The sequence below is a fragment of the Mycobacterium colombiense genome, from assembly GCF_001953985.1.
GTDB lineage: Bacteria > Actinomycetota > Actinomycetes > Mycobacteriales > Mycobacteriaceae > Mycobacterium > Mycobacterium colombiense_B.
Genome location: NZ_MBEI01000061.1, coordinates 67,471 through 80,447, shown reverse-complemented (window position 1 = coordinate 80,447; position 12,977 = coordinate 67,471). Strand labels below are relative to the sequence as shown.

The following is a 12,977-nucleotide window of genomic DNA, read 5'->3' as shown; positions in this document are numbered from 1 at the left end:
AGCACAGCCATCATGGCGATCTCGGCGCAGGAAGTTCAGCGCCAGCTGGGCAGCCAGATCTCCATGTTCCACGTCTGCTGCGAAATCGGCAGACCGGTCAGTATCGGGAACAGCCACGCGAAGTTGGTCACCACCACGGCCGCGTAGCAGGACACGGCGATCAGCCCCAGCGTGCGCCGCTCCGAGTTCGCGCGCAGCCGCAGCCGCCGGGGCGGGGCGCCCGGGGTGTAGAGGATGTCGCCGCAAATCAGCGCGATGGCCATCACCAGGAATGGGGCCATGGTCGCCGCGTAGAAGAAGTACATCTGCCGATCGATGTCGGCGAACCAGGGCAGCCAGCCGGCGCAGTAGCCGACCAGCACCGCGGCGTAACGCCAGTCGCGGCGGACCAGCGTGCGCCACAACGCGAAAACCAGGACCGGCACGGCCAGCCACCACATCGCCGGGGTGCCCACCAGCATCTCGGCCTTCACGCACGATTGCGCGCCGCATCCGGCGACGTTCTGCTCATCGATGGCGTAGAGCACCGGCCGCAGCGACATCGGCCAGCTCCACGGTTTCGATTCCCACGGGTGGTAGTTGCCGGCGGAATTGGTCAGGCCCGCATGGAATTGGAACGCCTTGGCGGTGTAATGCCACAGCGATCGGATGGCATCGGGCAGCGGCACCAGCGAATGGGGGCCGATCGTCTGGCCCACCTCGTGCCGGTCGATGGCGGTCTCGGAGGCGAACCACGGTGCGTAGCTGGCCAGGTAAACCAACACCGGCATTACGGCCAGCGCGTACAAGGTCGGGAGCAGGTCGCGTCGCAGCGTTCCCAGCCAGGGCCGGGTGACCTGGTACTGGCGCCGCGCGGCCACGTCGAATGCCAGCGACATGGCCCCGAAGAACAGCACGAAGTACAGGCCGGACCACTTTGTGCCGCAAGCCAATCCGAGCAGGATCCCGGCGCCGAAGCGCCACCACCGCACGCCCAGCCGCGGTCCCCACACCGTGTCGGCGTTGCGGCCATCCAGCAGCGCGATGTGCATCCGTTGCCGTACCTGGTCGCGGTCGACGATCAGCGCCCCGAACGCCGCGACGACGAAGAACGTCAGGATGCCGTCGAGCAGGGCGGTCCGCGAGGCGACGAAGCTGACGCCGTCGCAGATCACCAAAACCCCGGCGACGGCACCGACCAGCGTCGAGCGGCTGATCCGCCGGACGATCCGCATCACCAGCGCCACCATGATCATGCCGAGCAGTGCGCCGGTGAACCGCCAGCCGATGCCGCTGTAGCCGAAGATCGCCTCGCCGAGGGCGATCAGCTGCTTGCCGACCGGCGGGTGGACGACCAGGCCGAACCCGGGATTGTCTTCCACGCCGTGGTTGTGCAGCACCTGCCAGGCCTGCGGCGCGTAATGCTTCTCGTCGAAGACGGGGGTGCCGCCGTCGGTGGGTGAGCCCAGGTTCAGGAACCGGGTGACCGCCGCCACCAGCGTGATCACGCCGGTCACCACCCAGCCGCGGATTTGATCGGTCGGGCCGAAATCGGCCACCGGCACCAGCGGTCCGGGGCTGACGACGGGCACCACGCGCTCCTGGTCGGCACCCTCCGTGGTCAAGGGGGATTCGCGGGGCGGGGCGGTCATCACGTCGATCGTAGGCTGTCGGTCATGACCACCGGCCGCCTGTTGCTGGGCGCGACCCCACTGGGCCAGCCGTCGGATGCCTCCCCCCGCCTGCTCGACGCCCTGGCCCGAGCCGATGTGGTGGCCGCCGAGGACACCCGACGGGTGCGCACCCTGGCCAAGGCCCTCGAGGTGCGGATCGCCGGTCGGGTGATCAGCATGTTCGACCAGGTCGAGAACGCCCGGGTGGAGTCGGTGATCGAGGCGATCCGCGCGGGCGCGATGGTGCTGGTGGTCAGCGACGCCGGGATGCCGCTGATCAGCGACCCCGGCTACCGGCTGGTGACGGCGTGTGTGGAGGCCGGCCTGCCGGTGGGATGCCTGCCGGGGCCGTCGGCGGTGACGACCGCGCTGGCCCTGTCGGGTCTGCCGGCCGAGAAGTTCTGCTTCGAGGGATTCGCGCCGCGCAAGAAGGCGGCGCGACGGACCTGGCTGGACTCACTGGCCGACGAGCGGCGCACCTGCGTGTTCTTCGAATCGCCGCGCCGGTTGTCCGCCTGCCTGCAGGACGCCGTCGAGCGGCTCGGCGGCGCGCGCCGCGCGGCGGTCTGCCGGGAGCTGACCAAGGTGCACGAGGAGGTGGTGCGCGGGTCGCTTGCCGAGCTGGCGGCGTGGGCGGACGACGGCGTGCTCGGTGAGATCACCGTGGTGCTGGCCGGCGCCACCCCGAGCGCCGACCTGCCGTCGCTGGTCGTCGAGGTCGAGGAGCTGGTCGCGGGCGGCACCCGCATCAAGGACGCCTGCGGGGAGGTGGCCGCCGCCCATCCGGGGGTGCGTTCGCGCCAGCTCTACGACGCGGTGTTGCAGTCCCGGCGCGGCTGAGCCGCGGTCAGCCGGCCGGGGACGCGGCGGCGATGGACGGCAGCCCGACGATCGGGGACGCCTTGTGCAGGCATTCGGCCCACTCGGCGTCCGGGTCGGAGTCGGCGGTGATCCCGCCGCCGACGCCCAGCACGGCGGCGCCCGCGGCATCGAATTCGACGGTGCGGATTGCGACGTTCAGCTCGCAGCCCGCCACGGGCGAGGCCAATCCTATTGTGCCGCAGTATATTCCACGACGATTCGGCTCCCACTGCGAGAGTAGTTGTCGCGCACGGTGTTTGGGCGTCCCGGTGACCGAGGCCGGCGGGAAGGTGGCGTCCAGCAGCGCCGACGTCGGCAAATCGGTGGGGACCTGCGCGGACACCGTCGACACCAGGTGCCACACGCCCGGGGCGCGCCGCACCACCAGCAGCTCGGGCACGGTCACCGTGCCGGTGACCGCCACCCGGCCGAGGTCGTTGCGGACCAGGTCGACGATCATGATGTTCTCGGCGACCTCTTTGGCCGACGCGCGCAGCGCGGCCGGCCAGGCATCCAGCGGCAAGGTGCCCTTGATCGGGCTGGACGTGACGACGGTGCCGCGCCTTTGCAGGAAGAGCTCGGGGGACAACGACGCCACCGCGCCCCAGGTGCCGGCGACGTAGGCCGCCCGGGCCGGGGAGGTGCGCGCGACGCCGTCGGTGAAGAAGTCGAGCGGTGCGCCGGTCACCGTCCCGGTGAACTGCGTGCACACGCAGGCCTGATAGACCTCGCCGGCGCGGATGGCCTCCAGGCAGGCCAGCACCCCGTCGCGGTGCGCCGCCCGGTCGGCGATGCCCCAATCGATGTGGCATTCGCCCGGCGCGGCCGCCGGTGCGGCCAGCGCGGTGTCGAGCCACCCCGGCATCGGCGCGCCGGAGAGGCTCTCGTACCACCAGTGCCCGTCGCGGTCGCGGCGCAGCACGCAGTCTGTCCAGCCGCCGGCGGCCTCGGGAATGCGGTTGGGGTGGGCGTCGGCGCCGGGGTCGGGGTAGGACAGATAACCGATCCAGCCGCCGCCCACCGCGTGCGGCTCCGGCGTCCGCGACGCCTGGACCGCGAACACGTCGTCGGCGTGCACCGGACGCACCGACAGGCTCGGCGCGATCACCGCCAGGGAACCGAACCACTCGCCGGTCAGCGCGGCCGGCGGCGGCAGACCGAGCCGGTGGGTGGCGTCACCCACGGCGCGCAGCACCTGGGGTGCGGCGCCAAGATCACCGAGCCGGTCGATTCGCACAGCCCTAGCTTGACAGAGCGGCGGCGTTTCGCACCCGCGGCGCCCAGCCGCTGGTCGGATGGTGGCGACCCGCTGCACCCGGCTACGCCGCGTTTGCGATCGCCACGCTCAGCCGCGGCTGATGTCGCGCGCGGTGGCCAGGGCGGCCAATTTCTGCGGGTTGCGCATCACGTAGAAGTTGGTGATCTTGCCCGCGGCGATCTCCAGCGTGATCACGCCCTCGAGCTGTTCGCCGAGGTAGAGCAACACCGCCGGGGCGCTGTTGCAGGTCACTATGTCCACCCGCAGCGTGGCCATGGCCGCGGCCCGGCGCATCAAGCCGGCGATCGCGCGGGCCACCTTCTCGGCGCCGACCACCGGCCGGCGGGCGGCGCTCACCACGCCGCCGCTGTCGGCCGTCCAGGTGGCGTCCGGGGCGAGCATCGTCATCAGCGCTTCCACGTCGCCGCCGGCCGCGGTGGCCAGGAACTGCGCGGTGATCTCGGCGTTGCGTTCGGGGTCCACCGAGTCGAAGCGCTTGCGCCGGGCCCGCACGTGTTCACGGGCCCGGTGCGCGACCTGCCGCACGGTGGGCGCCGGCCTGCCCACCGCCTCGGCGATCTCGCCGTAGTCGAACCCGAACACCTCGCGCAGCACGAACACCGCCCGCTCGTCGGGAGTCAACGTCTCCAGCAACACCAGCATCGCCATCGAAATCGACTCCGCCAGAACGACGTCGGCCGAGGGGTCCTGCTCGTCCAGCAGCAGCGGCTCGGGCAGCCACGGCCCCACGTAATCCTCGCGCCGGCGAGCACCGGCCCGCAGCGAGTTCAGCGCCTGGCGGGTGACCAGCTGGGCCAGATACGACTTGGTGTCGCGCACCGTCGCCAAGTCGACCGCCGCCCACCGCAGATAGCTGTCCTGCAAGACGTCGTCAGCCTCGGTCGCCGAGCCCAGCATCTCGTAGGCGATGGTGAACAGCAGTGGCCGCAGCAGGGTGAACCGTTCGGCGTGCTCGCTGCCGGCCGGTGCTCGCGTCATCGCGCAAGGACCTCCGCGTCGGCCGGGGACTGTGCGGGCCGCTTGCCGCCCTTGATCCAGCGATACGAACCGGGCTTGGCCGCCTCCCGGCGGATCGACCACACCGTGCCCTTGCAGATCGCTTCCTTGAGCGAAGCGGCCGCCCGACCCCCGAGGAACATGTTCACCGGGGTGTCGTCCGTGCGCGCCATCTGGAACGTGGCGTGCGAGCGGCCCAGGCTGACGCACTGCCCGACGAACGCCTGGCTCAGCGCCGCGGGGGTGTCGCCGGCGATGCGAGCGAGCACGGTGTTGGCGGCCTGGGCGCCCATCGGGCCGGCGGCCTGGCAGCTCATCCGCAACGGCTGGCCGGATGGCGCGGCGGCGTCACCCGCGGCGACGACGCGCTCGTCGTCGATGCTGGTGAGCGTCTCGTCGGTGAGCAGCCGACCGATCGGGTCGGTGTGCAGCCCGCTGCGCGCGGCCAGGTCCGGCACGGCGAATCCGGCCGTCCAGATGGTCGCCGCGCTGGGCAGCACCACGCCGTCGGTCAGCACCACCTCATCCCAGCGCACCTCGGCCACCGCCACGGACTCCAGCACGTTGACACCCAGGCGCCGCAGCCGCTTGGCCACCGAGCGCCGGCCCCGCTTGCTCAGCGACGGACCGAGCACCGGGCCGCAGACCAGGGTTACCGGGCGCCCGCCCTCGGCGAGCTCGGCGGCCGTCTCGATCCCGGTCAACCCGCCACCGACCACGGTGATGGCTGCGGGCAGCGGCAGATCGGTGAGCGCGTAGTGCAGCCGCTGCGCGCTTTCCAGGTCGGCGACCGAATGCGCGTATTCGGCGTAGCCGGGCACCGTCGACGCGGCGCCGGTGCTGCCCACGGCGTAGATGAGGTAGTCGTAGGGCAGTTCGGCGCCGGAGGCCAGCGCGACCCGGCGGCCGGCGGTGTCGATGTGATCGACCGAGTCGACGATCAGCTGGATCCCCTCGCCGAGCAGCGTCGCGTAGTCGGCGGTCGCCGTGCCGGTGTCGGCAACCAGCTGGTGCAAGCGGATTCGCTCGACGAAGACCGGTCGCGGGTTAACCACGGTGATGTCGATGTCCGGGCGCTGGCGCAGATGGTTGGCCGCCAGCGTTCCGGCGTATCCGGCGCCGACAACGACGACATGGGTTCTTTGCGGGGCCTTCATGGCTGTCTCCTTTTCGCGAGGACCTGTGCCCTTGAGACACCGCAGACCCGCCGAGCGTGACAGGCTCGCCCGCAATTGTGACCCGTCTCACTGCGCGGCACCGGCGCTGAGGGCGATTTACCGCGTGCACCCCCGCTGAGCTGCGGCGAAGCCATGCCGAAACGCGCGTGATACGCTGCGCTACGCCATTCGTGGCCTGCCCCGGGCCGCCTGCACGCACCACTGGAACGCGCGAAATATGGGGCCAGTTCTGGGCGCATCGGTGTGTATCGGGAGAAGCAACCTTGACGACGATGACAGCTCTGACCGGGCCGGGCGCCGCGCCGGCGTCGGCGCGGTCGCGGAGCCCGCGCGGGCCGCTGTCGTCGGGCGCGATCTGACGTCACATGGTGTGCTCATTGAGGAAACGTGCGCTGGCCGCTGTCGTGTGCGCGGCGGTGGTGCTCAGCGGCTGCGGTGACAAAAGCGACCCCGGGCCGCTGTCGGCGATGGTCAGCCCGGCCATCCCGCCCACCGCGCAGGAGATACCCAACCCGCTGCGCGGCCAATACGAGGAGATGCTGAATCCGCTTTTCCCGCAAGGAAATCCGGCGCAGCAGCGATACTCCGCCTGGCCCGCGTCGTACGACGCCAGCCTGCGCGTCTCGTGGCGGCAGTTGCAGCCCGTCGACCCGCGCACGCTGCCCCCCGACGCACCTGACGACCGCAAGTTCGATTTCAGCGCCATCGACGACGCGCTGGCCAAGCTCGGCAGCCGAAACATGCGCCTCACCCTGGGCGTGTACGTCTACAAGTCTTGCTGCAACGACTCCTACGCCGACAACACCAACATCGCGATTCCGGACTGGCTGCGCCCGTCGGCCGCGAGCTATCCGGCGCCGGCGAACGGTTCCGCCCCGGGCGTGACCCAGGTGGTGCCGAACTTCAACGACCCCGACTACCTCAACGGCGTCACCCAGCTGCTGGCCGCGCTCGGCCGCCGCTACGACGGTGACGAGCGCCTGTCCGTGTTCGAGTTCTCCGGATACGGGGACTCCGGCCAGAACCAGCTCGCCTACCTGCGTGATTCGCTGAGCGCGCCGGGCCCCACCCCAGACGACAGCGCGGTGAAGCTGGGCTATTACAGCCAGTTCCGCGACCAGAGCATCACCAAGGCCTCCATCGCGCAGCTGGTCGCGGCCAACACCAACGCCTTCCCGCACACCCAGCTGGTGGTGGCCCCGCAGAATCCGGAGATCGTCCGCCAGCTGTTCGCCGACGACGTCACCAAGAAGTTGGCGGCACCGGTCGGCGTCCGCGCCGACTGCCTCGGCGTGCAGGCCCCCCTGCCGGAATGGGCCGAGGCCAACGACTCGCACTACGTGCGGTCCAACGACCCGGTGGTCAGCGCGATCAAGCAGCGGCTGATGACCGCGCTGGTGATCAGCCAATGGTGCCGACTGCCGAGCGGAGCCGATGCCCGGTCGTATTACGAAAAGGGCCTGCACGACGTCATCCGGTATCACGTGTCGATGACGTCGAGCGCCGATTTCCCGGACCGCGATGCGACGTCGGCGATGGACCCCAAGCTGTTTCAGTTGTGGAGCCAGGCCAATACCTCCGCCGGCTACCGGTATTCGGTCGAGGCGAAGCCGGGATCGCAGTCGATCCAGGGCAAGGTGGCGACGATTTCGGTCGACTGGACCAACTACGGCTCGGCGGCGGCCACCGAGCGCTGGGTGCCCGGCTACAAGCTGGTGGACTTCTCGGGCGCGGTGGTTCGCAGCCTGCCGGCGACGGTCAACCTCAAGAGGCTGGTCCACGACGAATCCAGCCAGTCGCGTGAGGAGCCGGTTGCGGAGTCGGCCAGCGAGTCGGTGCAGGTGGACGTCGCCGGCCTGGCGCCCGGTCACTACACGCTGCGCGCCTCGGTCGAATGGCAACAGCACATTCCGGGCGCCTCGCACGTGGTGAACTACGCCCCGATGGCCTTGGCGCGGGACGGCCGCGACGGCTCCGGGCTGTACCCGATTGCCACACTTGACATTCCGAGCGACGCGGCTTCAGCAAACGGTCAGTGATCCGTCGCGCCGCGGCGCCCGCAGGCACCTTTTCGTAAGTCCCGATCGACCGGGCCGTGCGTGATACCGTTTCCAGACGAATTTCGGCCTCGTCGCCGCGCGGTTCGAAGTTCGACCAGCAAACAACCGAGCGAACTATCGGACCCCTTCGATGGGTATTCGGACGGGTTGCCGAGTGTGCCCGTATCGGAGGACCTGTGCCACGCAGCCTGGACCTGGTGGTCACCTCCGTTGCCACCCAGTTGATGGAGGCCACGGCGTCCACCGCGACTCAGGTCAGCGAAAAGGTTCTCGCGCAGCTCGTCGAGCAGTTCGATGTGGACGCCAGCTTCCTGCGTCACCACGCCCAGGACGCCCCGGCCTCGGTGTCGGTGGCCGAGTGGCCACGGCGCACCGAGGCCGCCGATCCGGATCCGGTGGCCGATCTTGAGTTGGACGGCACCGAGTCGGTGCTCGCCCAGTGCGAGCGCACCCGCAAGCCGGTGGTGACCCGGCCGGATCAGCCCAACGGCTGGATTCGCCGCTCGCTGAACCAGGGCAAGGCACCGGTGTCGCCGTCGCTGGCCGTCGCGCCGCTGGTGTCCGGCGACGCGACCACCGGTGTGCTCGGCTTCGTCAAGTTCGGCGCCCGCAAGTGGAAACACGAGGAGATCAATACGCTCGAGGCGGTCGCCGCGCTGTTCGCTCAGCTGCAGGCCCGCATCGCCGCCGAGGAACGGCTCCGCCATCTCGCCGAACACGACGACCTCACCGGCGTCTACAACCGACGCGCGTTGGTCGCGCACCTGACCGAGCGGCTCGCGGCCGGCGGCCCCGGACCCGTCGCGGTGTTCTACCTCGACCTCGACCGGCTCAAGCCGATCAACGATTACCTCGGCCACTCCGCGGGCGACTGGTTCATCAGGATGTTCGCGCAACGCATCGAGGAGTGCGCGGGAAGCCAGAGCATGATCGCCCGGCTGGGCGGCGACGAGTTCGTGGTGATCCCGCACCAGCCGATGTCCTCGGAGGAGGCCGAGGCCTTCGCGCGTCGCCTGTCGGCGATGTTGTGCGACCGCCTCACCATCGGCGGCCACGTGATCAGCCGGACCGTCAGCATCGGGCTGGCGGTGGGCACGCCCGGGACCGATGACTGCGCCGACCTGCTCCGGCGAGCCGACGAGGCCGTGCTGACGGCCAAGCGCGCGGGCGGCAACCAGACCGCGGTGTCCACCGACGACATGTCGCTGAAACGGGCCTTCCGCAACGACGTCGAGTTGCACCTGCAAGGCGACATCGAAAGCGAAGGCCTGCTCCTGCACTACCTGCCCGAGGTCGACCTGTGGACCGGCGCCATCGTCGGCGCCGAGGCGCTGGTGCGGTGGCGTCATCCGGTGCGGGGACTGCTGTTGCCCGACTCGTTCATCGGTGTGGCCGAATCGACCAACCTGGCCGCGGAATTGGGCCGGTGGGTGATGCGCAGCGCCTGCGCCGAGTTCAGCGGGTGGCGGGCCAACGGTGTCGGGCAGGGCGCCATGCTGCGCATCAACGTGTCGCCCATTCAGCTGATCAGCCGCGGTTTCGTGGAAGGTGTCGCCGAGACCATCGGCGAGTTCGGCATCGATGCCGAGTCGGTGTGCCTGGAGATCACCGAGCGCGCGGTGGTGCACGACATCGACACCACGCGAAAGACCTTGGCGGAGCTCAAGGAAGTGGGCGTGCAGATCGCCATCGACGACTTCGGCACCGGTTATGCCGTTCTGTCCCACCTGAAGTCCCTTCCGGTGGACATGCTCAAGATCGATGCCGGGTTCGTGCGTGACGTGGGCAGCAACGCCGGTGACCTGGCCATCGTCCGCGCGATCATCGGGCTGGCCGAGGCGTTCGGCCTGGAAGTGGTCGCCGAAGGCGTCGAGACACCCGCTGCCGCACTGACTTTGATGCAACACGGCTGCCACCGGGCGCAGGGCTTCCTGTTGTCGCGCCCGATCCCCGGCGATGCGATGCAAGCGTTACTGTCGGCGCGCTGGATGCCGATGCCGTTTCTGGCCGATCGCGAGTCATCGTCGATGGGGTCGACCTAGCGGCCGCTCAGACATTCTCTGGCAAGAAGACGAAATTGTTGACGTAGACGCCGCGGCCCGTCCAACCGTCGTCCTGACTGCCGACATTGGCCGGATCCTGATGCCGGACAGGGTCGAAGTCTGCAATCGGCCGCCGAACGCCACCGAGGTCGAAGTAACCCGCGTAGCCGAGGCCGTGCAGGAGCCCGCTGATCTCGGCGACGGAATTGGGGTGATGGCGTTCCTCGGCCTCCACCACAATCGCGGGGCGGTGGTGTGTGAGTGTCTCTGTGGCGCCGTGCAACACGGCGAGTTCATGGCCCTCAACGTCGATCTTGATCAGGCCGACGTCCCCTAAACGCAAATCGTCGAGGCGCCTGACCGGAACGCCGATGCTCTCAATTTTGCCGTCACTCACGTCGCCCAGGGTGTTGCCGGCCTCGATCGTGCTGCGGCCCGGCTCGGATGCGACCACCCGCATGGTCATCACGCCGGGCTCATTCGACAAAGCCACCGCCTCCACTTGCACGGCGGCGCCGACCGCGTCGAACATCGACGCCAGATCGCGGGCCTGGGCCGGCCGCGGTTCGAATGCGATCACCGATCGTGACGACGCCAGCATCGCGATCGTGAACTCGCCGAGATCGGCTCCGATATCCAGGGAGATCCGGTGTGGATCGCACAGCGACGCCACCAGTTGTATGTCCGGGCGGGATTGCCCCAGGCGTTGCAGGATGCGGAATTTTCGCCGCCAGAACCTGCGCGGTGCGAGTTGCTTGACCGCAGGCGCGAGCCGACGTTTGACCGAGCCTGCGACAGCCATCTTCGATGATCTCCTGCCCGATTTGCGAGCCATCAGCTTAGTCGACGCGCAGGCGAGACGTGTGCGATGTAAGAAGCGCTCCTGTAAAACGACGTGCCTCGGGAAAGGCACCCGGATTTGCCGGTGCGGCCCGGGTGTGGGCTATAGCCTGTTGTAACCCTTGACATCCCGCACCACCACGAGACGTCGGTCAACGGGGCGACGACGGCAGGAAACGCGAACCGCCAGAGAGGTAGCAGTCGATGCGTTTGATCCAGACGGTGCATTCCGGCCGGTGCATGCCGATGTCGTTCCTCGCCTACCGCGAGCCGTTGTCGCCCAACGTGGTTTAGCGAAAGACATCATGGTCCGGACAAATCGAAAACGGGACATCCTTATCGTTGGCGTGTGCCTGGCGCTGGTGCTGAGCGGATGCGGTCGTGGCAGTGACCCTTCGCCGCTGACCACGATTGGCAGTCCGGCCATACCGCTGTCGGTACAGGACGTATCGAATCCGCTGCGCGGTCAGTATGAAGATCTCTTGCAACCGCTGTTCCCGCAAGGCAATCGCGCGCAGCATGGCTATCCGGCGTGGCCGGGGTCGTTTGACGCCAGCCTGCGCGTGCCGTGGCGACAGTTGCAGCCCACCGACCCGAGCACCCTGCCACCGGACGCTCCTGACGATCGCAGGTTCGACTTCAGCGTGATCGATGACGCCCTGGCCAAGCTGGCCAGTCGCAACATGCGGCTGACCCTGCGTGTTGTCGCCTACAACTCCTGTTGCGACAACACCTATGCGAACAACACCAACATCGCCATGCCTGACTGGATGCGCCCGGCGGCTACCAATTACACCGGTCCGCAACGCTATTGGTGGACCGCCGGAGTGACACAGGTCGTTCCGAACTGGAATGATCCGAACTACCTGAATGCTTTCGGTCAGCTCTTGAGCGCGCTGGGCCGCCGCTACGACGGCGACGAGCGGCTGAGCGTTTTTGAGTTCTCCGGTTACGGCGACTTCAGCGAGAATCACATCTCGTATCTGCGCGACACGCTGGGTGCGCCGGGACCCGCACCCGACGAGAGCGTCGCCAAACTCGGGTATTACAGCCAGTTTCGCGACCAGAGCATCACTGCCGAATCGATCCGGCAGCTGGTCGCGGCGACTGTAAACGCCTTCCCGCATACACAGTTGGTGACGACGGCGCTGAACCCGGAGATTGTCCGTCAACTGATCGCCGACGATGTCACGAAGAAACTGTCTGCACCAGTGGGCATCCGCGCGGATTGCCTCGGGGTCCAGGCACCGCTTCCCGCATGGGCGGAGAAGGACGGCTCGCACTATGTGCAGTCGAAGGATCCACTGGTCAGCGCGTTGAGAAGCCGGATGGCCTCGGCCCTGGTGATCACCGAATGGTGCCAGCTGCCCGACGGCACCGATCCGCGGACCTATTACGAAAAGGGCCTGGACGACGTGGTCAAGTACCACGTGTCGATGACATCGAGTTACAACTTCCCGGCCGTGGATGCCACCACGCCGATGGACCGCGCGTTATACCTGCTGTGGGCCCACGCCAACGTCGTCGCCGGATACCGGTATTCGGTCGAGGCGGGGCAGGGGTCGCAATCGGTGAGCGACGGCAAGGCGACGCTGACGGTCACCTGGACGAATTTCGGCGCCGCCGCGGCAACGGAGAACTGGGTCCCGGGCTACCGGTTGGTCGATTTCTCGGGGGCGGTGGTCCGTTCGCTTCCGGCGACGGTGACGCTGAAGTCGTTAATCCAAGGACAACTCGGAGACGGCTCCCGTAAGGACCCCGTCCCGACCGCATCCACCGAGTCCGTTCACGTCGACTTGGCGGGCTTGGCGCCGGGGCACTACACGCTGTGCGCCGCGGTGGAATGGCAACAGCACAAGCCGGGCGCGTCGCATGTGGTGAACTATCCGCCCATGCGGCTGGCCCGCGGCGGTCGCGACGGCTCTGGATGCTACCCATTGGCGACGCTCGACCTGCCGCGCGATGCGCCGACTGCACCCTGATACTCCACAGCGGGAATGCCACTTCGCTTGCCGGTCCTGGCTTACCGCTGAAAACCTGCCCGCACCGCAGCACTGCGATTTCGGCAA

General features: G+C 68.5%; 9 protein-coding genes. 4 read left to right on the top strand and 5 right to left on the bottom strand.

The features are described 5' to 3' along the window. Positions 1–35: 35 nt before the first annotated feature. Positions 36–1,574, bottom strand: a complete 1,539-nt coding sequence (locus A5732_RS19730) for a dolichyl-phosphate-mannose--protein mannosyltransferase (protein ID WP_171975058.1) — start codon at positions 1,572–1,574, stop codon at positions 36–38. An 81-nt stretch (positions 1,575–1,655) separates the two neighbouring features. On the opposite strand from A5732_RS19730, the gene rsmI reads away from it, so the two are divergent. Continuing rightward, on the top strand, positions 1,656–2,492 hold the full coding sequence (gene rsmI / locus A5732_RS19725; protein ID WP_076103084.1) for a 16S rRNA (cytidine(1402)-2'-O)-methyltransferase: 837 nt from the start codon (positions 1,656–1,658) through the stop codon (positions 2,490–2,492). A gap of 7 nt (positions 2,493–2,499) precedes the next feature. Here the strand turns inward: rsmI and A5732_RS19720 are convergent, their stop codons facing one another. The 3 genes from A5732_RS19720 to A5732_RS19710 form a co-directional block, all read right to left on the bottom strand. Next, positions 2,500–3,750 carry an aminodeoxychorismate synthase component I gene (locus A5732_RS19720; RefSeq protein ID WP_076103083.1) on the bottom strand — a complete coding sequence of 417 codons (1,251 nt, stop codon included), beginning with the start codon at positions 3,748–3,750 and terminating at the stop codon, positions 2,500–2,502. Positions 3,751–3,858: 108 nt separating this feature from the next. Further along, positions 3,859–4,770, bottom strand: coding sequence for an RNA polymerase sigma-70 factor (locus A5732_RS19715; RefSeq protein WP_076103082.1), 912 nt, complete (start codon positions 4,768–4,770; stop codon positions 3,859–3,861). Continuing rightward, positions 4,767–5,945: an NAD(P)/FAD-dependent oxidoreductase gene (locus A5732_RS19710; protein ID WP_076103081.1), complete on the bottom strand. Its 1,179-nt coding sequence runs from the start codon at positions 5,943–5,945 to the stop codon at positions 4,767–4,769. Before A5732_RS19710 ends, A5732_RS19715 begins: the two co-directional genes overlap by 4 nt. Positions 5,946–6,331: 386 nt before the next feature. On the opposite strand from A5732_RS19710, the gene A5732_RS19705 reads away from it, so the two are divergent. After that, positions 6,332–8,005, top strand: a complete 1,674-nt coding sequence (locus tag A5732_RS19705; RefSeq protein ID WP_076051217.1) for a hypothetical protein — start codon at positions 6,332–6,334, stop codon at positions 8,003–8,005. A 197-nt stretch (positions 8,006–8,202) separates the two neighbouring features. Further along, positions 8,203–10,068 carry a putative bifunctional diguanylate cyclase/phosphodiesterase gene (locus A5732_RS19700; RefSeq protein ID WP_076103080.1) on the top strand — a complete coding sequence of 622 codons (1,866 nt, stop codon included), beginning with the start codon at positions 8,203–8,205 and terminating at the stop codon, positions 10,066–10,068. 7 nt (positions 10,069–10,075) lie between these two features. Here A5732_RS19700 and A5732_RS19695 read toward each other — a convergent pair whose 3' ends face one another. After that, complete coding sequence (locus A5732_RS19695; RefSeq protein ID WP_076051215.1) at positions 10,076–10,870, bottom strand: FkbM family methyltransferase; 795 nt, start codon at positions 10,868–10,870, stop codon at positions 10,076–10,078. 343 nt (positions 10,871–11,213) lie between these two features. On the opposite strand from A5732_RS19695, the gene A5732_RS19690 reads away from it, so the two are divergent. Next, positions 11,214–12,890, top strand: a complete 1,677-nt coding sequence (locus A5732_RS19690; protein ID WP_253189090.1) for a hypothetical protein — start codon at positions 11,214–11,216, stop codon at positions 12,888–12,890. Positions 12,891–12,977: the final 87 nt, after the last annotated feature.

What these genes read in the sequence shown, in the direction of transcription:
- A5732_RS19715 (WP_076103082.1), bottom strand. Translation starts at nt 4,770, where the DNA reads ATGACGCGAGCACCGGCCGGCAGCGAGCACGCCGAACGGTTCACCCTG.
- A5732_RS19695 (WP_076051215.1), bottom strand. Translation starts at nt 10,870, where the DNA reads ATGGCTGTCGCAGGCTCGGTCAAACGTCGGCTCGCGCCTGCGGTCAAG.
- A5732_RS19705 (WP_076051217.1), top strand. Translation starts at nt 6,332, where the DNA reads ATGGTGTGCTCATTGAGGAAACGTGCGCTGGCCGCTGTCGTGTGCGCG.
- rsmI (WP_076103084.1), top strand. Translation starts at nt 1,656, where the DNA reads ATGACCACCGGCCGCCTGTTGCTGGGCGCGACCCCACTGGGCCAGCCG.
- A5732_RS19710 (WP_076103081.1), bottom strand. Translation starts at nt 5,945, where the DNA reads ATGAAGGCCCCGCAAAGAACCCATGTCGTCGTTGTCGGCGCCGGATAC.
- A5732_RS19690 (WP_253189090.1), top strand. Translation starts at nt 11,214, where the DNA reads ATGGTCCGGACAAATCGAAAACGGGACATCCTTATCGTTGGCGTGTGC.